General features: G+C 71.8%; 17 protein-coding genes. 3 read left to right on the top strand and 14 right to left on the bottom strand.

Annotation, left to right across the window (positions count from 1 at the left end):
- The 5 genes from ACE3UN_RS18645 to ACE3UN_RS18665 form a co-directional block, all read right to left on the bottom strand.
- The coding region (locus tag ACE3UN_RS18645) for a biotin/lipoyl-containing protein (protein ID WP_374676497.1) at positions 1 to 382 on the bottom strand (382 nt) is incomplete at its 3' end.
- 57 nt (positions 383 to 439) lie between these two features.
- Positions 440 to 1,453, bottom strand: a complete 1,014-nt coding sequence (locus ACE3UN_RS18650; RefSeq protein WP_374676498.1) for an alpha-ketoacid dehydrogenase subunit beta — start codon at positions 1,451 to 1,453, stop codon at positions 440 to 442.
- A 2-nt stretch (positions 1,454 to 1,455) separates the two neighbouring features.
- Positions 1,456 to 2,721 carry a 3-methyl-2-oxobutanoate dehydrogenase (2-methylpropanoyl-transferring) subunit alpha gene (locus tag ACE3UN_RS18655; RefSeq protein WP_374676513.1) on the bottom strand — a complete coding sequence of 422 codons (1,266 nt, stop codon included), beginning with the start codon at positions 2,719 to 2,721 and terminating at the stop codon, positions 1,456 to 1,458.
- Between the two features lie 250 nt (positions 2,722 to 2,971).
- Positions 2,972 to 3,562: a YceI family protein gene (locus ACE3UN_RS18660; protein WP_374676499.1), complete on the bottom strand. Its 591-nt coding sequence runs from the start codon at positions 3,560 to 3,562 to the stop codon at positions 2,972 to 2,974.
- On the bottom strand, positions 3,559 to 4,536 hold the full coding sequence (locus tag ACE3UN_RS18665; RefSeq protein WP_374676500.1) for an ornithine cyclodeaminase family protein: 978 nt from the start codon (positions 4,534 to 4,536) through the stop codon (positions 3,559 to 3,561). The genes ACE3UN_RS18660 and ACE3UN_RS18665 overlap by 4 nt, the downstream gene beginning before the upstream one ends.
- A 147-nt stretch (positions 4,537 to 4,683) precedes the next feature.
- Here ACE3UN_RS18665 and ACE3UN_RS18670 point away from each other — a divergent pair, with 147 nt between their 5' ends.
- Positions 4,684 to 5,865, top strand: a complete 1,182-nt coding sequence (locus ACE3UN_RS18670) for a M48 family metalloprotease (RefSeq protein WP_374676501.1) — start codon at positions 4,684 to 4,686, stop codon at positions 5,863 to 5,865.
- A 21-nt stretch (positions 5,866 to 5,886) separates the two neighbouring features.
- On the opposite strand, the gene ACE3UN_RS18675 is transcribed toward ACE3UN_RS18670, so the two are convergent.
- From ACE3UN_RS18675 to ACE3UN_RS18710, 8 genes are all read right to left on the bottom strand, one after another.
- A complete protein-coding gene (locus tag ACE3UN_RS18675) occupies positions 5,887 to 6,627 on the bottom strand; it encodes a Crp/Fnr family transcriptional regulator (protein ID WP_374676502.1) in 741 nt (246 codons plus the stop codon).
- Between the two features lie 83 nt (positions 6,628 to 6,710).
- Positions 6,711 to 7,394, bottom strand: a complete 684-nt coding sequence (locus tag ACE3UN_RS18680; RefSeq protein ID WP_374676503.1) for a hypothetical protein — start codon at positions 7,392 to 7,394, stop codon at positions 6,711 to 6,713.
- Between the two features lie 106 nt (positions 7,395 to 7,500).
- Positions 7,501 to 7,761: a cell division topological specificity factor MinE gene (minE, locus tag ACE3UN_RS18685; RefSeq protein ID WP_374676504.1), complete on the bottom strand. Its 261-nt coding sequence runs from the start codon at positions 7,759 to 7,761 to the stop codon at positions 7,501 to 7,503.
- A gap of 5 nt (positions 7,762 to 7,766) precedes the next feature.
- The gene (minD, locus tag ACE3UN_RS18690) at positions 7,767 to 8,582 is read right to left on the bottom strand and encodes a septum site-determining protein MinD (RefSeq protein ID WP_374676505.1); all 816 of its coding nucleotides are present in this window, start codon (positions 8,580 to 8,582) and stop codon (positions 7,767 to 7,769) included.
- Between the two features lie 53 nt (positions 8,583 to 8,635).
- Positions 8,636 to 9,424: a septum site-determining protein MinC gene (gene minC, locus ACE3UN_RS18695; RefSeq protein ID WP_374676506.1), complete on the bottom strand. Its 789-nt coding sequence runs from the start codon at positions 9,422 to 9,424 to the stop codon at positions 8,636 to 8,638.
- A gap of 67 nt (positions 9,425 to 9,491) precedes the next feature.
- The gene (locus ACE3UN_RS18700) at positions 9,492 to 10,652 is read right to left on the bottom strand and encodes a choice-of-anchor tandem repeat GloVer-containing protein (protein WP_374676507.1); all 1,161 of its coding nucleotides are present in this window, start codon (positions 10,650 to 10,652) and stop codon (positions 9,492 to 9,494) included.
- Positions 10,652 to 11,803: an alpha/beta hydrolase gene (locus ACE3UN_RS18705; protein ID WP_374676508.1), complete on the bottom strand. Its 1,152-nt coding sequence runs from the start codon at positions 11,801 to 11,803 to the stop codon at positions 10,652 to 10,654. Before ACE3UN_RS18705 ends, ACE3UN_RS18700 begins: the two co-directional genes overlap by 1 nt.
- 99 nt (positions 11,804 to 11,902) lie before the next feature.
- Positions 11,903 to 13,222, bottom strand: coding sequence for a type IV pili methyl-accepting chemotaxis transducer N-terminal domain-containing protein (locus ACE3UN_RS18710; protein WP_374676509.1), 1,320 nt, complete (start codon positions 13,220 to 13,222; stop codon positions 11,903 to 11,905).
- Positions 13,223 to 13,514: 292 nt separating this feature from the next.
- On the opposite strand from ACE3UN_RS18710, the gene ACE3UN_RS18715 reads away from it, so the two are divergent.
- Positions 13,515 to 14,762 (top strand): nitrate/nitrite transporter, encoded by a 1,248-nt coding sequence (locus tag ACE3UN_RS18715; RefSeq protein WP_374676510.1) that lies wholly within the window; start codon positions 13,515 to 13,517, stop codon positions 14,760 to 14,762.
- 38 nt (positions 14,763 to 14,800) lie between these two features.
- On the opposite strand, the gene ACE3UN_RS18720 is transcribed toward ACE3UN_RS18715, so the two are convergent.
- Positions 14,801 to 16,534, bottom strand: coding sequence for a bifunctional protein-serine/threonine kinase/phosphatase (locus tag ACE3UN_RS18720; RefSeq protein ID WP_374676511.1), 1,734 nt, complete (start codon positions 16,532 to 16,534; stop codon positions 14,801 to 14,803).
- Positions 16,535 to 16,599: 65 nt separating this feature from the next.
- Between ACE3UN_RS18720 and nirB the strand changes: the two genes are divergently transcribed.
- Positions 16,600 to 19,044, top strand: a complete 2,445-nt coding sequence (gene nirB / locus ACE3UN_RS18725) for a nitrite reductase large subunit NirB (RefSeq protein ID WP_374676512.1) — start codon at positions 16,600 to 16,602, stop codon at positions 19,042 to 19,044.
- Positions 19,045 to 19,287: the final 243 nt, after the last annotated feature.

The following is a 19,287-nucleotide window of genomic DNA, read 5'->3' on the forward strand; positions in this document are numbered from 1 at the left end:
GGGCCGGGGGGGCCGCGACCGGGGGCCGCGCGGGCTCGGGCAGCGGGGCCGTGGCGCGCGCGGGGGCCGGGGCGGCGGCCGGGGCGCTCTGGGGCCGGGCCGCCGGGGCGGCGGCGCCCGGGGTGGGCGACGCCGCCGCCGCATCGGACTCGATGCGGATCAGCTCCGAGCCCACGGCCAGCACCTGGCCGACCTCGCCGCCCAGGGCCACCACGCGGCCGGCCACGTGCGACGGGATCTCCACCGTTGCCTTGTCGGTCATCACGTCGGCCAGGACCTGGTCCTCGGCCACGGTGTCGCCCGGCTTCACATGCCAGGCCACCAGCTCCACCTCGGCGATGCCTTCGCCGAGGTCGGGCATCTTGATCACATGCACGCTCATGCGCGTTGTCCTTGTGTGTTCGTCGTCATGCGGGCGTGCATGCACACCCACCCGGCCTCACGGCTCCATCACCTGCCGGTAGGCGTCGGCCACGCGGTCGGGGCCGGCGAAGTACTGCCACTCCTGGGCATGCGGGTAGGGCGTGTCCCAGCCGGTCACGCGCTCGATGGGCGACTCCAGGTGGTAGAAGCAGTGCTCCTGCACCAGCGCCGAGAGCTCCGCGCCGAAGCCGCTGGTGCGCGTGGCCTCGTGCACGATGACGCAGCGCCGCGTCTTCTTCACCGATTCCACGATGGTCGGCAGGTCGATCGGCCACAGCGTGCGCAGGTCGATCACCTCGGCGTCGATGCCGCTCTCCTCGGCCGCCGCCTGCGCCACCCAGACCATGGTGCCGTAGGTGATCACCGTGAGGTCACGGCCGGGCCGCACCACCGCCGCCGACTCCAGCGGCACGGTGTAGTGCCCTTCCGGCACCTCGCTGGCCGGGTGGGCCGACCAGGGCACCACCGGCCGGTCGGGGTGGCCGTCGAAGGGGCCGTTGTAGATGCGCTTGGGCTCCAGGAACACCACCGGGTCGTTGGACTCGATGGCCGCGATGAGCAGGCCCTTGGCGTCGTAGGGGTTGCTGGGCATCACCGTGCGCAGGCCGCACACGTGCGTGAACAGCGCCTCCGGGCTCTGGCTGTGCGTCTGGCCGCCGTAGATGCCGCCGCCGCAGGGCATGCGGATCGTGAGCGGCGCGGTGAAGTCGCCCGCCGAGCGGTAGCGCAGGCGCGCCGCCTCGGACACGATCTGGTCGTAGGCCGGGTACATGTAGTCGGCGAACTGCACCTCCACCACCGGCCGCAGTCCGTAGGCGGCCATGCCGACGGCTGCGCCCACGATGCCGCCCTCGTTGATGGGCGCATCGAACACGCGCGTGCGGCCGTACTTGGCCTGCAGGCCCTCGGTGCAGCGGAACACGCCGCCGAAGTAGCCCACGTCCTGCCCGTACACCACGACGTTCCCGTCGCGGCCGAGCATCACGTCCATGGCCGAGCGCAGGGCCTGGATCATGGTCATCTGCGCCATGCTCAGTGCCCTCCTTGGCCCGCGCGGGCCTGGGCCTGCTGCAGCTGCGCCACGAGGTGCGGCGGCATCTGCTCGTACACGTCTTCGAACATGCTGCGCAGCGGCGGGATGTGGCCGTCGTGCAGCGAGCCGTGGGCCTCGGCCTGCTTCAGCGCCGCGGACACCTCGGCCTCCAGCCGGGTGCGCGTGGCCTCGTGCTCCTCGTCCGACCAGGCGCCCAGGCGGATGAGGTGGGTCTTCAGGCGGGCGATCGGGTCGCCCAGCGGGAAGCACTTCCAGTCGTCGGCCGGCCGGTAGCGAGCGGGGTCGTCGCTGGTGGAATGCGCGCCGGCGCGGTAGGTGACCCACTCGATGAGCGTGGGGCCCAGGTTGGCGCGCGCGCGCTCGGCCGCCCAGCGCGAGGCAGCCAGCACGGCGAGGAAGTCGTTGCCGTCCACCCGCAGGCTGGCGATGCCGCAGCCCACGCCGCGCGCGGCGAAGGTGCTGGCCTCGCCGCCGGCGATGGCCTGGAAGGTGGAGATCGCCCACTGGTTGTTCACCACGTTCAGGATCACCGGTGCGCGGTACACGTGGGCGAAGGTGAGCGCGGTGTGGAAGTCGCTCTCTGCCGTGGAGCCGTCGCCGATCCAGCCCGAGGCGATGCGGGTGTCGCCCTGGATCGCCGAGGCCATGGCCCAGCCCACCGCCTGGATGAACTGCGTGGCCAGGTTGCCGGAGATGCTGAAGAAGCCGGCGCGCTTGTACGAGTACATCACCGGCAGCTGCCGTCCCTTGATGGGGTCGCGCTCGTTGGACATGAGCTGGCACATCAGCTCCACCATGTCGATGTCGTCGCGCGACAGCAGCAGGCCCTGCTGGCGGTAGGTGGGAAAGCACATGTCGCCTTCACGCAGCGCCTGGGCATGCGCGATGGCGATGGCCTCCTCGCCCAGGCACTGCATGTAGAAGCTGATCTTGCGCTGGCGCTGCGCCATCAGCATGCGGGCGTCGAAGGCGCGCGTCTTGAGCATGGCCACCAGGCCGCGCCGCAGCGCCTCGGGCTCGACCGCCGGCGCCCAGGGGCCGACCGCGCGGCCCTCGTCGTCCAGCACGCGGATCAGCGAGCCGGCCAGTGGCGCGGTCTCGGCGGGCGACACATCCAGCGGGGGCCGCGGCACGGCCCCGGGGGGCGCCATGCGCAGGTAGGAGAAATCGGTGTGCTGGCCCGGCCGGCCGGTGGGCTCGGGCACATGTAGGCGCAGCGGCGTGGGGGCGGGGCTGGCGGCCACGGGCGAAGCCACGGCGGGCGCAGGAGCGGGCGGGGTGGCCACCGGCACGGGCGTGGGTTCGCCGCGCGGCTGGCGCAAGGGACTCGACAAGGCAACCTCCTGGGTCAGGAAGACGAGACGCACACCGCCGCCGAGGCCGGGCGGGTAGCCCGGTCGGCGCGGTCTGGGCCCGAGTGTCGGCGCTGCGGCTCGCCCCTGTCATCGGGAGGGGCCCTTAAGGCGGCGCCACGGCGGCGCGCCTTGACCTGGCTCAGCGCGTGGCCAGCGCCTCCACCTGGATGCGCAGCTGCACCGCCATGTCGAAGCCGTAGGCCTTGCCGGCGTCGATGCCGAAGGCGTCGCGCTGGAACTCGCCGTGCGCGTCGGCGCCGCACAGCTCGCGCTTGAACAGCGGGTGCGGCATGCACTTGAAGCGGCGGATCTCCAGCGTGAGCGGGCGCGTGATGCCCTTGAGGGTGAGCTCACCGTCCACGCGCGTGGGCCGGCCGTCGGTGAAGCCGGCGAGCTGGCCGCGGTAGCGGGCCTGGGGGAAACGCTCGGCATCGAACAGGCTCTGGCCGCGGGCGGCGGCGTTCATCTGCTCCAGCCCGAAGTCGATGCTGTCGATCTCCACCACCAGGTCCACGGCGCCGGTGCCGGCCTCGCGGTCCATCACCACCTGGCCGGCGGTCTTGTTGAACTTGCCGCGCCAGACCGACAGGCCGCCGAGGTGGTCGGCCTCGAAGCTGGGGTAGGTGTGGGTGGGGTCGAGCTCGTAGGTGACAGGGGCCGCCTGGGCCGCGCCGACGGCGGCCAGGGCCAGGCCGGCCAGGCCTCGCAGGAGGAAGGAGGAAGGCGTCATGGCGTGCATTGTGCGGGGTGGCCCCCGCGACGCACGTCGCGGTTTTCCCAGACCAGCACCGCGGCGGCCAGGTCCTCCAGCGCCGTGCCGACCGACTTGAACACCGTGTGGTGTGCGCCGGGCGGCCGGGGGCGCGCGGTGTGGGCCACGAGGTCGGCCAGCGTGCCGAGCACGGCGTCGGGCGCGAACACGCCGCGCGACATCGGGCCCAGCAGCTCGCCGCTCTTGGCCAGGGCCTCCTCGGTGTCCACGTACAGCGCCGCGTGCGCGAAGCAGGCGTCGTCGGCCTCCCGCATGGCCGGCGTGAAGCTGCCGATGAGGTCCAGGTGCGTGCCGGCCCGCAGCCAGGCACCCTGCACCACCGGCTCGGTGGCCAGCGTGGCGCAGCTCACCACATCGGCGGCGGCCACCGCGGCCGCCAGGCCCCCGGGCGGCACGGCCTCGGCGCTCGCCATGCCCTCGGCGCGCCACCGGTCCACCAGGGCGCGCGCGGCGTCCGCCCGCCTCGCCCACACGCGCACGCGGCGCAGCGGCCGCACCGCCGCGTAGGCCGCCGGCAGCAGCGCCGCCACGCGGCCGGCGCCCACCACCAGCAGGTCACCCGCGTCGGCTGGCGCGATGCACGACGCCGCCAGGGCGGAGGCCGCCGCGGTGCGCCGCGCGGTGATCTCGTTGCCGTCCATCAGCGCCAGCGGCACGCCGGTGGCCGCGTCGTGCAGCAGCACGCTCGCGTGCAGCCCCGGCAGGCCGCGCGCCGCGTTGCCCGGCGCGATGTTGATCACCTTCACGGCGTAGTAGCGGCCGGGCTGCCAGGCGGGCATGACGAGCGAGGTCACCGCCGGCAGGCCGCTGCCCTCGGGCGCGAGCGCCAGCACCTGGCGCGGCGGCACCTCGGCGCCGCGCGCGAACTGCGCCCGCAGGGCCGCCACCAGCGCCCCCATGGGCAGGGCTCGCGCCACGTCGGACGCATCCATCACCCGCATGCGGCCAGCATACGCGCAGCGCCACTGCACAAGACGTTGATGCAGGTGGCGCGCCGCGCGCTGCCGCGCCCGTATGCTGCCGGGCCCCGCGCATCCTGCGGGCATCGACACACCACACAACGAGGGAGGAACGTGGTCATGAATGAACTGGTCTACCCCAGGGAACGCACCCTGGGCACCATCACGCTGGTGCTCGGCGTCATCGTCTGGATCGGCCTGGTGGTCGGCACCTTCGGCGGCGCGCTGCTGGCCCTGCTGCTGGGCTTCCTGCTGTACCTGTTCGCGCAGTCGGCCCTGATCTCGCACATCCAGGGCAACGGCGTGGAGCTGTCGGCCAGACAGTTCCCGGAGCTGCATGCGCAGTTCCTGGCCTGCTGCGAGAAGCTGGGCATGAAGCAGGTGCCGCGCGCCTACGTGCTCAACGGCAACGGCGGCCTGAACGCCTTTGCCACGCGCTTCCTGGGCGCGCAGTACGTGGTGCTGCTGTCCGACGTGGTGGATGCGATGGAGCGCCACCCCGACGGCCTGCGCTTCTACATCGGCCATGAGCTGGGGCACCTGCGCATGAAGCACCTCCAGGGCCACCTGCTGCGCTGGCCGGTGCTGTGGCTGCCGCTGCTGGGGGCCGCCTATTCGCGCGCCCGCGAAAGCACCTGCGACCGGCACGGCCTGGCCTGCAGCGGCTCGCCGCAGGGCGCGGCGCAGGCGCTGGCCGCGCTGTCGGCCGGCGCGGGCCAGTGGGACAAGGTGGACATGGCCAGCTACGTGGGCCAGGTGAAGGCCACCTCGGGCTTCTGGATGTCGTTCCATGAGCTGGTGGCGGGCTACCCCTGGCTGTCCAAGCGCGCCGCGCGCGTGGTGGACACCGGCCGCGCGATGCCGCGCCGCCATCCGCTGGCCTACCTGTTCGCGGTGTTCGTGCCCTATGCCGGCCGCCTGGGCGCCGGCTTCGGCCTCATCGTCATGGTGTACCTGGTGGGGGTGCTCGCCGCCGTCGCGCTGCCGGCCTACCAGGACTACACGGTGCGGGCCAAGGTGGCGGAGTCACTCGTCCTCGCACGCCCGGCGCAGGAGGCGCTGACGGCCTACTACCAGGCCAACGGCAGCGTGCCGGAAACCCTCGAGCAGGCCGGCGTCGACGACCGGCTCCCGAACGGCCGAGCGCTGACGCTGGACCCGGAGAGCATGGTGCTGACCGTGCCGCTGGAGCAGGGCGAGCTGCTGCTCACGCCCGAGGCGCTGCCCGACGGCGGCGTGCGTTGGCATTGCGAAGCCGGCGAAGGCCTGGCCGAGAAGCAGCTTCCCACGACCTGCCGCTGAGGCGGTGCCGGCGGCGGCGCCTCAGGTGTCCGCCGCCACCAGCGCCTGGGCCAGGCGAGCCACGTCCACGGTGGCGCGCCGGCCATCCACGCTGGCCAGCACGCCCTCGCGTGACAGCTGGCTCACCAGGCGGCTGGCGGTTTCCAGCGTGATGTCCAGCATGTCGCCGATCTCCTGGCGCCGCGGCAGCCACACGCGGCCCTGGTCGTCGGCATGCGGCAACAGTCGCTCCAGCAGCTTGAGCATGCGCCGGCGCGAGGGGCCGGTGGAGATGTCGGCGATCCAGCTTTCGGCCTGCTCGAGCGCCGCCTGCCAGCGCAGCATCAGCGCGCGCGGCAGCGCCGGGTCGGCCTGGGCGACGCGCTCGATGGCGCTGCGCGGCAGCCGGCACAGCACCGTGGGCATGCAGGCCACGGCCTCGTCCGCGAAGGGCCGCTGCAGCAGGGCCTCCTGCCCGATGAGCTCGCCGCGGCCGGCCAGGCGCACGATGCGCCGGTGGCCCGCCTCGGTGACACGCTCCAGGCGCACCAGGCCCGAGCGCACGGTGTAGGCCGCGGGGCCCGTCTCGCCGCGCAGGTAGAGGGACTCGTCCGCCGCCAGGGGCACGCTGGCGATGTCCAGCCGCACATGGGAGAGCGTGGCGTCGGCCAAAGCGCCGAACAAGGCCTGCGGGCGCACCTCGCACGGGGGGCAGTGGGTGGCGGCAGCCAGCGACGCCGGCCGCGACGCCATCCGCCGCATGACGTGAACGTCGCCGGGCATGCGCTCTCCTGGGAAGCGGGTGCGGCGTCGTTGCCACATACCCGTGGCGGTATCTTACCGCCACCCGCCGGCGCAGGCGAGCGTCAGCCCTCGCTGCCCACCTTGAGCACGCGGAACGCGTGGGTGGCGCCACCCGGCCGGTCGAGCACGCGCACCGTGGCCTCCTGCGCGCGAAAGCCCTCGGGCAGCGTGATGCGGCCGTGCAGCACCTCGTGCGCGCGCAGGCTGAGCGGCTGCACGGGCACCTCCACCTGGGGGCCGTCACCCGCCACGCTGATCTGCACCACGCCCTGGAAGGGCCGGCCCCTGCCGGCGCGGCTGAAGACCACGCTGTAGTCGAGCCCGCCCTCGCGTGCGCTGAAGCGGCCGGCACGCACGGCCACGGCCTGCTGGCGCGGGTCGGGCGGCAAGGTGGCCACGAGCGCGGCCAGGTCGGCCTGCAGCGACTGGGTGGTGGCCTGGCTCGTGGCCAGCTCGCTGGCCAGGCGCGTGCGCTCGGCCTCGGTGCCTTGCTGCCGCGTGCGCAGGCTGGCCAGCTCGGCGGCCAGGCGCTGGCGCTCGGCGTCGGCCTGCTCGAAGCTGTTGCGCAGGGCAGCCGACTCGGCCGTGGACAGGCGCGGCGGCAGGTGCCGCTCCTGCAGGTAGATCACCCCCGCGGCGCCGCCCACCAGGCCGGTGAGCAGCAGCAGGAGCCAGGGCGGGATGCCGCGGCGCGAGCGCTGGCGGCGGTAGGGGTCGAAGACGACGGGCTTGGATCGGCCGAACATCCGGGCAGTCTCGCCCCGACCGGGGGCACAGATGCAACCCGATGTTCCGCGTGCCCGCCTGGGGAATGCCCGGGGGCCGGCCGCGGGCGGGCGGCCCCTCGGCCCCTCAGAGCTTCGAGGCCTCGGGCAGCTCGATCTTCACCTCGAGCACTTCCAGGTTGTCCTGGCGCTCCAGGTGCACGCGGATGTCGCCCGGGTTGATGCGCACATACTTGCTGATCACCTCCACCAGCTCGCGCTGCAGCGCGGGCAGGTAGTCGGCGCCGGTGCGGCCGGAGCGCTCGTGCGCCAGGATGATCTGCAGGCGCTCCTTGGCGACGCTGGCGGTCTTCTTCTTCTCGCCGAGCAGGAAGGAGAGGAAGGACATGGGGCTTACCTCCCGCCGAACAGGCGCTTGAACAGGCCGGGCTTGACGGCCTCGGTGAAGCGCATGGGGCGCTGCTCGCCGAGGAACCGGGCCACCAGGTCGTCGTAGGCGCCGGCCACGTCGCTGTCCTTCAGGTGGATGGCCGGCGTGCCCTGGTTGGACGCCTGCAGCACCGCCTCGGACTCGGGCACCACACCCAGCAGCGGAATGCGCAGGATCTCCTGGATGTCCTCCAGCGAGAGCATGTGGCCCTCCTGCACGCGGCTGGGGTTGTAGCGGGTGATGAGCAGGTGCTCCTTCACCGCCTCCTGGCCGTCCATGGCGCGCTTGGTCTTGCTGGCCAGCATGCCCAGGATGCGGTCGGAATCGCGCACCGAGGACACCTCGGGGTTGGTGACGATCAGCGCCTCGTCGGCGAAGTGCATGGCCAGCAAGGCGCCCGTCTCGATGCCCGCGGGCGAATCGCAGACGATGTACTCGAAGCCCATCTCGGCCAGGTCCTTCAGCACACGCTCGACACCCTCCTTGGTGAGGGCGTCCTTGTCGCGCGTCTGCGAGGCGGGCAGCACGAACAGGTTGTCGCAGTGCTTGTCCTTGATGAGCGCCTGGTTGAGGTTGGCCTCGCCGTTGATCACGTTGATCAGGTCATACACCACGCGCCGCTCGCAGCCCATGATGAGGTCCAGGTTGCGCAGGCCGACGTCGAAGTCGATCACGGCCGTCTTGTGGCCGCGCAGGGCCAGGCCGGAGGAGAAACTGGCGCTGGTGGTGGTCTTGCCGACCCCGCCCTTGCCGGAGGTGACCACGACGATTCTTGCCATCGGTGACGAATCCTTGAATTTGGAGAGGGTTGGGAAGGCGCGGTGACGCGCCGTCAGGTCTTGAGCGGGTCCATCACCAGCTTGTCGTCCACCAGCCGCACCTGGGCCGGCTGGCCCAGGACGTCCGCCGGCAGCGGCGTCTCGGTGGTGCGGTAGACACCTGCGATGGCGATGAGTTCGGGTTCGAAGCAGGTGGCGAAGATGCGCGCCGCGGTGTTGCCGCGGTTGCCGGCAATCGCCTTGCCGCGCAGCGGTGCGTACACATGGATGTGGCCGTCGGCGATGACCTCGGCACCGTGGTTGACGGCGGCCATCACCACCAGGTCGCCGCCGCGGGCGTACACCTGCTGGCCCGAGCGCAGCGGCTTGTCCACCACCAGCGCGGGCTGGGCGGGCGCCGGCACCTCGCGCACGACCTCCACTTCACGCACGACCTCGACCTCACGCACCACCTCCACCTCGCGCACCTCGCGCATGGCGGGCTCGGCGGTGCGCGGCGCGCGCGACACGGGCGCGGCCTCGGGCGCCTCGGCCAGCCCTGCCTCGCGCGCCGCGGCCATCTGCTCGGCCGAGCCGCCCAGCGCCGCCACGGGCAGCAGGCGGTGGCTGCGCAGCAGCGCCAGCAGCAGGTCCATGCGCGGCGCGGCCTCGCCGGCGACGGCGGAAAAGTCGATGGCCACCGGGTCCTGGTCGAACAGCTGCGGCGCCTCCCGCAGCTGCGATGCCAGCTCGTCACCGAGCGCGGCAAGGTCGGTGGTCTTGAGCAGCATGGACACGAGCGGCAGGCTCGTGTGCTTCAGTTCGAAGGCGGCGGCGGCACCGCCCGTCGTGGCGATGGCCATGCGGAGTCGAGGGACAGCGGAAAGAGGCGAAGTTTACCGGCCGCCCCAAGCAGCCCCAGAGGCCGCCTCAAGGCGCGAGACGGAACACCATGCCCGAGCCGCCCTTGTCACGACCTTTGCTGTTGCCACCGCTTCCAGAGGTGCCGTAAAGCCAACCGTCATCGGCCAGCAGTAAAGGGCCACTGGATCCTCCGCGCCACACCGAATCGTTGAAGACATGCAAGACCGTTGGATCGGTTCCATCGAACCGGATCTTGTAGATCGTGGCCAGTGCATTGGGCAGGGCGCCACCTGTGCTGCCATACCAGGTGCCGTCCGGGCCCTCTGTGAGACGCTTGACGGGCGAAGCGGGCCCGGAGGAGTCGAACGAGTACAAGCGTTCAAAACTGCCGTTGGGCAACACCCGAAACAGAGTGCCGCCGCCGCTCGGCCCGCAACCCAGCGCACCACCGTACAGCCAACCGTCGGAGCCCAATGTCAGCGCTTGCGGCAGGCAGCCGTCCCGCTGGTCCAAGCGCTTGACCAACGACACGCTGCCGTCCAAGCCGACCCGATAGATCGTGTCCACGCCACCGCTGATGACGCCATAGAGCGCACCGTCGGGGCCCACAGTCAATCGCTTGAAGGGTCGTGCACCCAACGGATCGTCGGGCGCGAATGAGTACAGCGACTCGAAACGGCCGGAGGGGGCGATGCGAAATATCGTCCCGGCATCATGCTGGCCGCCGACTGTGGTCACACCATAAAGATGGCCGTCAGTGGCCAGTGTCAAGCCTTCCCCGGGCATGGATCCATCGGTGCCGTCAAAACGATGCAGCAACTCGTGCCCCTTCTTGGCGGAGAGCCTGTACACCGTCCCATGGTCATTGGTGCCGCCCTTGAGGGTGACCCCATAAATTGCCCGCTCGTGCACAAGAAGTTCACCGTTCACACGACAGCCACGCGAGTGCTTCTGCGACGAAAAGTCATGCAGCGTGCTGTACATCCCCTTCGCATTGATGCGAAAGACCATGCCGCAGCCGCGCGTGTACGGATCGATGAAGATGCCACGGCTGTTCGAAACAGAGCCGTAAAGATTGCCCTCTCGGTCTGGCGTGACACCGCCGCTGACGGTCCATCCTTCCCCATTCCCGGGTAGATGTATCGGAGTAATGGCATCCGGGCCAGCGGCGGCATTGACCGCGGCTAAGCCACCGAAGGCGACGACGAACAGCAGTCGCTTCGCCATCACTGAACCTTCCAGTTGTTGACAAAGTCGAGCCACCCTGTGAACTGCGCCCTCTTGCCGACTCCGGTAGTGGGCTTGGCCATGCGGACGCGATCCTTGTTCAGATCCAGATCGAAGTAGCGCCAATAGAGGGCGAGACCAAAGTTGGGATAGTGCAGATGGTCATAGTTGGAGAACAACTGGTGCGCAGCCAACAGCTTCACGCGTCCGTTCGGCTCCTCTACAAAGCCATCCGAATACTGCAGCATCACGGGTAGTGTGGTATCCGGCTTCACGGCATCGAGCGCATTCCGAAAAAGCGGGTCGTATTTGTTCTTGGCATCGCTCCGGCACTCTGCGACGTACGCCCTTGCCGCATCATCCTGGATCAGGAAGTTGTCGGAAAACGTCTGGCACTGGTAGCTCGTCTGAGCTTCATAGCCGACAAACGCATTCACCTTGCTGGACGTATCGCCGCTGCCCATGTCCGCCTGCAGGCCCTGCCACAGCGCCAACGAACCGCGTGAGCGCCCGAACGCGAAGATGTTGCGTTTGTCGACTTTGAACTTGGCGGCGTTCTTGCGCAGAAACTGGATGAACAGACCCACATCCGTGTGAGGCACGGTGTGGGGCGGGTCGTCCGCCAGGTACTGGTCGGCTACCGGATGCCGAAACTCGACGGAAACGAAATGGAAGTTGCCGTTTCGCGCCACCGTGGCGACGTTGGTGTCAATGGGGCTCCCCGTCTCCCAGGCATGGGTAGCGCCGTTTTCGTGGAAGTAGACGATGACGGGAAAGACCTTGCCGTCGGTGGCGCGTGGGTCGTAGTCCTTCGCTGGCAGCACGTCGAACACGAAGCGCGTGGATGCGCAGCCGCGGGTCGGCTCAAGCCAATCGCCAGAACGCCACTTGATGTTCGTGTAGACGCCTCTGTCGTCAGGCGCAGGCACGGGCGTGGCGCCGAGCAGTCCCTGCTCGGGTAGGTCCACCCCCATTGGTGTGGGCGCCGCGTTGTTCACCCGCCCTTCGGGATGCGGGGAGGCGATGTTGCTGGTTTCCTCGTCAGGCGGCGGCGGGATGCAGACGTCGTAGGCCCAGGCTACCGGGCTCATCGCCGCTGCCAGCAGCGCAGTGGAAAGCACGGAGCGAACACTTGGGAGAGGGATATGCATGTCGACCCTGATGGATTGTCGTGGTGGGTCGACTCTTGCACACGTGAGCAAGTGACTGTTGACAGCCGAGACCAAGGTGAAGATTGTTGAGGCATACGCTCAGGACATGATCACCTGCAGGCTGTGCTCGTAGGCGGCGGTCAGGCGCTCGATGATGTCCAGCAGGCTGTCCGCGGCATGCGCCACCACGGCGCGGCTGTCGCCGCTGCTGGCGGCGTCGATGGCGCGCAGCAGGCGCAGCCACTCCTCCTGCGCCGCCGCCAGCAGCTGGCGCGTGTCGGCGCTGGCCAGCGGCGCCTGCTCCAGCTCGGCGAAGGCCGCCGCGATCTCGTCCACGCGCGGGGAGAGGCCCTCCAGGCGGGCCGGCTCGGCCAGCAGCGCGGCCAGCAACACGTCCTTGGCCAGGCGCTGCACACGCGCGCGCTGGCGGCCGCAGGTGTTCACCAGGCGCAGGGCGCGGCGGCCGCCGTCGTGCTCCAGCACGCGGGTGAGCGCCTCGGCGCCCTCCAGCAGCACCATGGCGCGGCGGTCCACCTCGGCCAGCTGGGCGGCCGTCAGGCGCGGCGTGAGCTGGGCCGACAGCGCGGCCCAGGCCTCGGCCACCGCCTGCAGCGCCGACCGCGTGGCCGCCGGTGGGTCGGCCAGCCGCGGGCACGCCGCCAGGTAGGCCAGGTTGGCGCGCGCGCGCTCGGCCGCCTCGTCCTGCAGGGCCCGCGCGCCCCGGGTGTCGATGCCGGCCAGGCGCTGCGCGGCGAGCTTGACGATGCGCTGCGAGAGCATGCGCAGCTGGCCCGCGCGGTTGATGGCCTCGGCCCACTGGCTGGCCTCGATGACCGAGCGCGACACCTCGCCCACACGCAGGTTGGCGTGCATGGCGGCGCCGCGCAGCAGGCGGAAGGCCTCGTCCTCGCCGATGCCGCGTGCACTCATGAGGACACCCTTGGCGCGGTCCACGTACTTGCGTTCGTCCAGCTGGGCACGGGCGCGGTCCAGGTCGGCGCGCAACTGGGCGGCGCGCAGCCAGCGGGCGCGGTCGCCGGCCAGGGCGGCGGCCCAGCCGGCAGGACCGGCCGGCAGCGGCCACCAGCCCGCCAGCCCCGACGCCCACAGCGGCTGCCAGGCCTCGGCCGGCAGCTCGGGGGACACCAGGCTCACCGGCCAGCGCGGGTCGGTGGCCAGGCACTCGGCCAGCGCCTGCAGCGTGTCGTGCAGCGTCTCGGCGCTGCACCAGGCCACGACCTGATCCGGTGCACCCGGATCGCCCGGCTGCACCAGGGCGGCGCGGCCGCACGCCACATGCACGTGCACGCCCTGCGCCGCCAGGGCCGCGGTCCACGCGGCCACGCCCATGCCGCCGGCCGCCGTGTCCTCGACCGGCTGCACCGTCCACACCTTGACCTGCCACTCGCTCGCCGCCATGGGGCGCGATTGTGACCGCGGGCCTGTGCGCCGGGTGAACCACACAGGCACAGGTCTTGCGTCACGTCAGCCCAGCCCCGCAACGCCGCGGGCGCTCCCCGCGCACACGCCCGGCCACCCCGGGCGCTCCGGCCACCGCCACCCCCTTCGCGGGGTGCTGGCGTCCCGCCCCGCGCACCGCCGCCCCCTTCTCTTCAAGTTCCGGCCCACCGGCACCGTCGCGCCCGCAGCGCGCGGCGGCGGCGGCCGGCCGTTGCCCATGACCGCTCCGCACGCCGCCCGCTCTGCCGCCATGACCGCCGTGACCGCCCGCTCCGCGCCCTCCCCGGGGTGGCGCGGCTTCCTGGCCGAGGGCCACGGCCCCACGCTGTTCGCCGCCTTCCTCTACTTCGCGTTCTCCTGCTGCATCTGGGTGCTCAACGGCGCGATGGCGCCGTTCATCAGCGAGGCCTACGGCCTGACGCCCGCGCAGAAGGGGCTGATGCTGTCCGTGCCCATCATCGCGGGCGCGCTGATGCGCTTTCCCCTGGGCCTGCTGGCGCAGTACATCGGGCGCAAGAACGCGACGCTGGTGGAGATGGGGCTGATCGCCGTGGCCATGCTGTACGGCTGGCTGGGCGTGGACAGCTTCAGCGACCTGCTCAAGATGGGCGTGCTGCTGGGCATCGCCGGCGCCAGCTTCGGCGTGGCCCTGTCGCTGGGCTCCGGCTGGTTCCCGCCGCGCCACAAGGGCCTGGCCATGGGCCTGGTGGGCGCAGGCAACGTGGGCACCGCCGTGTCGGTGCTGGTGGCGCCACCGCTGGCGCAGTGGCTGGGCTGGCAGACGGTGTACGCGGTCGCGGCCGCGGCCATCCTGCTGCCCATGGTGGTGATGGTGGTGCTGGCCAAGGAGCCGCCGGACGTGGACAGCCACGCCAGCCTGCGCGCCCACGTGGCCTGCCTGTTCGAGAAGGACGGCTGGGCCTTCAGCCTGATCTACGGCGTCACCTTCGGCGGCTTCATCGGCCTGACGACCTTCCTGCCCACCTACTACCACGACCAGTTCGGCGTGAGCAAGGTGCAGGCGGGCCAGCTCACCATGCTGGCGGCCTTCATGGGCGCCGCCGTGCGGGTGGCCGGCGGCTGGATCGCCGACCGCTGGGGCGGGGTGAACACGCTGACCATCGTGCTGGCCGTGGTGGCCGTGGCGCTGGCGGCCTGCGGCTTCGCGGGCCACTCGCTGGTGCTCACCACCCTGCTGCTCATCGTGTGCTTCGGTGCGCTGGGCGCGGGCAACGGCGCGCTGTTCCAGCTGGTGCCGCTGCGCTGGCCCACCACCACCGCGGTGGCCGGCTCCATGATCGGCGAGATCGGCGCGCTGGGCGGCGGCCTGGTGCCCAACGCCATGGGCCTGGCACGCCAGCACCTGGGCAGCTACAGCGCGGGCTTCTGGCTCTTCGCCGGGCTGTCGCTGCTCATGCTGGGCGTGATGCGGGTGATGCAGATCCGCTGGACGCGCACCTGGGCCGAAAAGGGCGGGCGTGCCCGTGTGCACGCATGAGCACCCTGCGGACGCGCACCCGCAGCGCCTGTCGGCCCTCAGCGCGGCAGGAACGCCAGCCAGGCGATGAGCAGCGCGTTGAGCAGCAGCGACAGGCCCAGCGCGAGCTGCAGCGCCGCCCGCGGGTCGCGCTGCAGCAGCGGTGTGGCGCCGGGCGCGGGCAGCGGGCGGGAGGCGCCGCGCTCCAGCGCCAGCAGCAGCTCCTCGGCCGTCTCGAAGCGCTGCGCGGGCTCGCGCGCCACGGCCTTGCGCAGCAGGTGGTCCAGCCACATGGGCACGTCGGGCCGCAGGCGCGAGGGCGGCACCGGGTCACGCCGGTGGCGGCCGCGCTGGTAGGGCTCGACCTCCCCATAGGGCAGCCGGCCGGTGAGCCACTGGTACAGCGACACGCCGAGCGCGAACAGGTCGCTGCGCGCGTCGGCGGGCTGGCCGTCCCACTGCTCGGGGTTCATGTAGCTGGGCGTGCCGGCATGCAGCTCGCGCTGCGCGGCGGGCTCGCGGCCACTGATCGCCACGCCGAGGTCCAGCACGCGCCACAGGCCGTCGTCGCCGCGGTGCAGGTTGTCCGGCTTGATGTCCCGGTGCACCACGCCCTGGCGGTGCAGCCGGGCCAGGGCGCGCGCCAGCGCCACGGCAGCGTCCACCACGTCGGCCACGGCCGGGCGGCCGGCCTGCGCCAGCTCGGCCATGGTGCGGCCGGCATGGGCGTCGAACACCAGGTAGAAGGCGCTGGCCGAGGCGGGCCGCGGCCGCACGCGCACGAAGCCGCCCTCCCCGGGCACGGACTCACCCAGCCGCTCGCCCAGCCAGCCTTCGTGGGCCAGCATGGCGCGCTCCTCGGGGTCGGCCGCGCGGGCGGGGTGCAGGGCCTTGACGACCACCGGCTCGCCCCCCACCGGCCAGCGCGCGCGGTACAGGCGGTGCACGCCCGTGTCGGCCAGCAGCCCGGTGATGGCCAGGCCGTCGAGCGTGTCGCCCGCGCGCAGCAGCGGCGGCGCGGGCAGGCGGCGGCTGTCGGCCTGCTCGTCGTCCAGCTGGCGGGCGTCCAGTCCGCGCACGTGCAGCACCAGGGCGGTGGCGTTGTCGCGCCCGCCAGCGGCCAGCGCGTCGGCCACCAGCCGGGCCGCGAGGGCCTCGGCGGTGCCGGCCTCAGCCGCGACGCCGGCGGCCAGCAGCGCCGCCAGCCGCGCCGGCCGCAGCACGCCATGCACGCCGTCGGTGGTGAGCAGGAACACGTCGCCCGGCCGCACGTCGCCCTGGGTGTAGTCCACCCGCACCCCGTCGTCCAGCCCCACCGCGCGCGTCAGCCGGCTGCGCTGGTCGGGGTGGTCGAGGGCGTGGTCGTGGGTCAGCGGCAGCAGCTCGCCCGCGCGCCACAGCCAGGCGCGCGTGTCGCCCACGTGCGCCACGGTCCAGGTGTGGCCCTGCAGCGCCAGCGCGGTGAGCGTGGTCAGCGCGGCACCGGCCTCGCCCGGCCCGCTGCGGCGCCGGTTCTGCGCCGCCAGCCAGGCGTTCTGCGCGCCGATCAGCCGGTCCAGCACCACCGTGGTCTCCCAGGTGGCGGGCGCGGCGAAGAAGTCGGCCAGCAGCCCCATCACGCTGGTCTGCGCCGCCTCCAGCCCCTGGCCGCCGGTGGACACGCCGTCGGCCACCGCGGCCACCCAGCCGCGCGCGGCCTCGTGGGGCGGCGCCCGCAGCGCACCGGCGAAATCCTCGTTGCGCCCGCGCGGGCCACGCTCGCTGGCGTGGCCGACATCCACCTCGAAGCTCATCGGCCCATTCTCCCTGCGGCCGTGGCTTGCCGCTTGCATTCGCCTTGCCTGAAAGGACAGCGCCCATGAAGAAGATGAAGCTCGTGATGATCGGCAACGGCATGGCCGGCGTGCGCACGCTCGAGGAGCTGCTGAAGATCGCGCCCGACCTGTACGACATCACGGTGTTCGGCGCCGAGCCGCACCCGAACTACAACCGCATCCTGTTGTCGCCGGTGCTGGCCGGCGAGCAGACGCTCGACGAGATCGTGCTCAACCCGCTGGGCTGGTACGCCGAGCACGGCATCACGCTGCACCTGGGGCGCCAGGTGGTGCAGATCGACCGCGTCCGCCGCGAGGTGGTGGCCGACGACGGCACGCGCGCGTCCTACGACCGCCTGCTGATCGCCACCGGCTCGCTGCCGTTCATCCTGCCGGTGCCAGGCAAGGACCTGGACGGTGTGATCGCCTACCGCGACATCGCCGACACCCAGGCCATGATCGACGCGGCGCAGCGCCACCGGCATGCGGTGGTCATCGGCGGCGGCCTGCTGGGGCTGGAGGCGGCCAACGGGCTGATGCGCCGCGGCATGGACGTGACGGTGGTGCACATCGCCCCCTGGCTGATGGAGCGCCAGCTCGACGAGGTGGCCGGCGGCCTGCTGCGCCAGTCGCTGGAGCGCCGCGGCCTGCGCTTCGAGATGGGCGCGCAGACCGAGGCGCTGCTGGGCGACGACGACGGCCGCGTGCGCGCGGTGCGTTTCAAGGATGGCCGCGAGGTGCCGGCCGAGCTGGTGGTGATGGCCGCCGGCATCCGGCCGAACACCGAGCTCGCCGAGCGCGCCGGCCTGCACTGCCAGCGTGGCATCGTGGTGAGCGACACGCTGCAGACCGTGACCGACCCGCGCATCTACGCGGTGGGCGAATGCGCCGCGCACCGCGGCGTGGCCTACGGCCTGGTGGCGCCGCTGTTCGAGCAGGGCAAGGTGTGCGCGACGCACCTGGCCGAGTTCGGCATCGGCCGCTACACCGGCAGCCAGGTGAGCACCAAACTCAAGGTCACCGGCATCGACCTGTTCTCGGCGGGTGACTTCATGGGCGGCGAGGGCACGGAGGAGATCGTGCTGAGCGACCCCACCGCGCCCAACGGCGGCATCTACAAGAAGCTGGTGCTCAAGGGCGACAGGCTGGTGGGCGCCTGCCTGTACGGCGACACCGTGGACGGCAGCTGGTACTTCAAGCTGCTGCGCGAGGGCCGGCCGGTGGCGGACATCCGCGACCGGCTGATGTTCGGCGAATCCAACATCGGTGACGCCGGCCACGAGGGCCACCAGAAGGCCGCGGCCATGGCCGACGGCGACGAGGTCTGCGGCTGCAACGGTGTCACCAAGGGCGCGATCTGCAAGGCCATCAAGGACAAGGGCCTGTTCACGCTGGAGGAGGTGCGCAAGCACACCAAGGCCAGCGCGTCATGCGGTTCGTGCACGGGCCTGGTGGAGCAGCTCATCATGTTCACGGCCGGGGGCGACTACTCGGCCGCGCCGAAGAAGAAGGCGATGTGCGGCTGCACCGAGCTCAGCCACCAGGACGTGCGCGACGCGATCTTCCGCGAGCACCTGCTGTCGATCCCGCAGACCCTGCAGCACCTGGGCTGGAAGACGCCCAACGGCTGCGCCAGCTGCCGGCCGGCGCTGAACTACTACCTCATCTCCTCGTGGCCCAAGGAAGCGCAGGACGACCCGCAGAGCCGCTTCATCAACGAGCGCGCCCACGCCAACATCCAGAAGGACGGCAGCTACTCCGTCATCCCGCGCATGTGGGGCGGCGAGACCAGCGCCGCCGAGCTGCGCCGCATCGCCGACGTGGTGGACAAGTACCGCATCCCCACGGTGAAGGTGACCGGGGGCCAGCGCATCGACCTGCTGGGGGTGAAGAAGGAGGACCTGCCCGCGGTGTGGCGCGATCTGGACATGCCATCCGGACACGCCTACGCCAAGGCGCTGCGCACGGTGAAGACCTGCGTGGGCAGCGAGTGGTGCCGCATGGGCACGCAGGATTCCACCCAGCTGGGCAAGGACCTGGAGCGCGCCATGTGGCGCATGTACGCGCCGCACAAGGTGAAGTTCGCGGTGAGCGGCTGCCCGCGCAACTGCGCCGAGTCGGGCATCAAGGACGTGGGCGTGATCGGCGTGGACTCCGGCTGGGAGATCCACGTGGGCGGCAACGGCGGCATCAAGACCGAGGTGGCGCAGTTCCTGTGCAAGGTGAAGACGGCCGAGGAGGTGATCGAGATCACCGGCGCCTTCATGCAGCTGTACCGGCGCGAGGGCTGGTACCTGGAGCGCACCGTGCACTACCTGCACCGGGTGGGCCTGGACCACGTGAAGAAGCAGGTCGTCGACGACGTGGCCCGCCGCCGTGCGCTGTGGGCCGAGCTGCAGTTCGCGCTGGACGGCGAGCCCGACCCGTGGTTCGAGTTCGACAAGGCGAGGGTGGATCGGCGGCAGTTTGCGGCGGTGGGTGGGGCATGAGAAGGCCCAGAACGGAGCGCCGGGTCGGCGCGCCCGGCCGGTGGCAGGCAGGCGGGGCGGCTCATGCGGCCGCGGCCCCGGCCATCGGCCGGGGCTGCCCTGCGATGCTCGGGCGGCCGGCCCGCGCTCAACTCGCTGCGCTCACTGCGTTCGCTGCGCTCGAGCAGTCGCGCGAGTCAGTTCACGAAGCGCGCTGGCGCGCGCGGCCGGCCACCCTGCGCTTCTCGGCGCGGCCGAAATCGC

The sequence above is a fragment of the Ideonella sp. genome (genome assembly GCF_041918995.1).
Lineage (GTDB): Bacteria > Pseudomonadota > Gammaproteobacteria > Burkholderiales > Burkholderiaceae_C > Ideonella.

Coding starts and splice junctions, on each gene's coding strand:
- ACE3UN_RS18650 (WP_374676498.1), bottom strand. CDS start 1,453: ATGGCGCAGATGACCATGATCCAGGCCCTGCGCTCGGCCATGGACGTG.
- ACE3UN_RS18660 (WP_374676499.1), bottom strand. CDS start 3,562: ATGACGCCTTCCTCCTTCCTCCTGCGAGGCCTGGCCGGCCTGGCCCTG.
- ACE3UN_RS18665 (WP_374676500.1), bottom strand. CDS start 4,536: ATGGATGCGTCCGACGTGGCGCGAGCCCTGCCCATGGGGGCGCTGGTG.
- ACE3UN_RS18670 (WP_374676501.1), top strand. CDS start 4,684: ATGAATGAACTGGTCTACCCCAGGGAACGCACCCTGGGCACCATCACG.
- ACE3UN_RS18675 (WP_374676502.1), bottom strand. CDS start 6,627: ATGCCCGGCGACGTTCACGTCATGCGGCGGATGGCGTCGCGGCCGGCG.
- ACE3UN_RS18680 (WP_374676503.1), bottom strand. CDS start 7,394: ATGTTCGGCCGATCCAAGCCCGTCGTCTTCGACCCCTACCGCCGCCAG.
- minE (WP_374676504.1), bottom strand. CDS start 7,761: ATGTCCTTCCTCTCCTTCCTGCTCGGCGAGAAGAAGAAGACCGCCAGC.
- minD (WP_374676505.1), bottom strand. CDS start 8,582: ATGGCAAGAATCGTCGTGGTCACCTCCGGCAAGGGCGGGGTCGGCAAG.
- minC (WP_374676506.1), bottom strand. CDS start 9,424: ATGGCCATCGCCACGACGGGCGGTGCCGCCGCCGCCTTCGAACTGAAG.
- ACE3UN_RS18700 (WP_374676507.1), bottom strand. CDS start 10,652: ATGGCGAAGCGACTGCTGTTCGTCGTCGCCTTCGGTGGCTTAGCCGCG.
- ACE3UN_RS18705 (WP_374676508.1), bottom strand. CDS start 11,803: ATGCATATCCCTCTCCCAAGTGTTCGCTCCGTGCTTTCCACTGCGCTG.
- ACE3UN_RS18710 (WP_374676509.1), bottom strand. CDS start 13,222: ATGGCGGCGAGCGAGTGGCAGGTCAAGGTGTGGACGGTGCAGCCGGTC.
- ACE3UN_RS18715 (WP_374676510.1), top strand. CDS start 13,515: ATGACCGCCGTGACCGCCCGCTCCGCGCCCTCCCCGGGGTGGCGCGGC.
- ACE3UN_RS18720 (WP_374676511.1), bottom strand. CDS start 16,534: ATGAGCTTCGAGGTGGATGTCGGCCACGCCAGCGAGCGTGGCCCGCGC.
- nirB (WP_374676512.1), top strand. CDS start 16,600: ATGAAGAAGATGAAGCTCGTGATGATCGGCAACGGCATGGCCGGCGTG.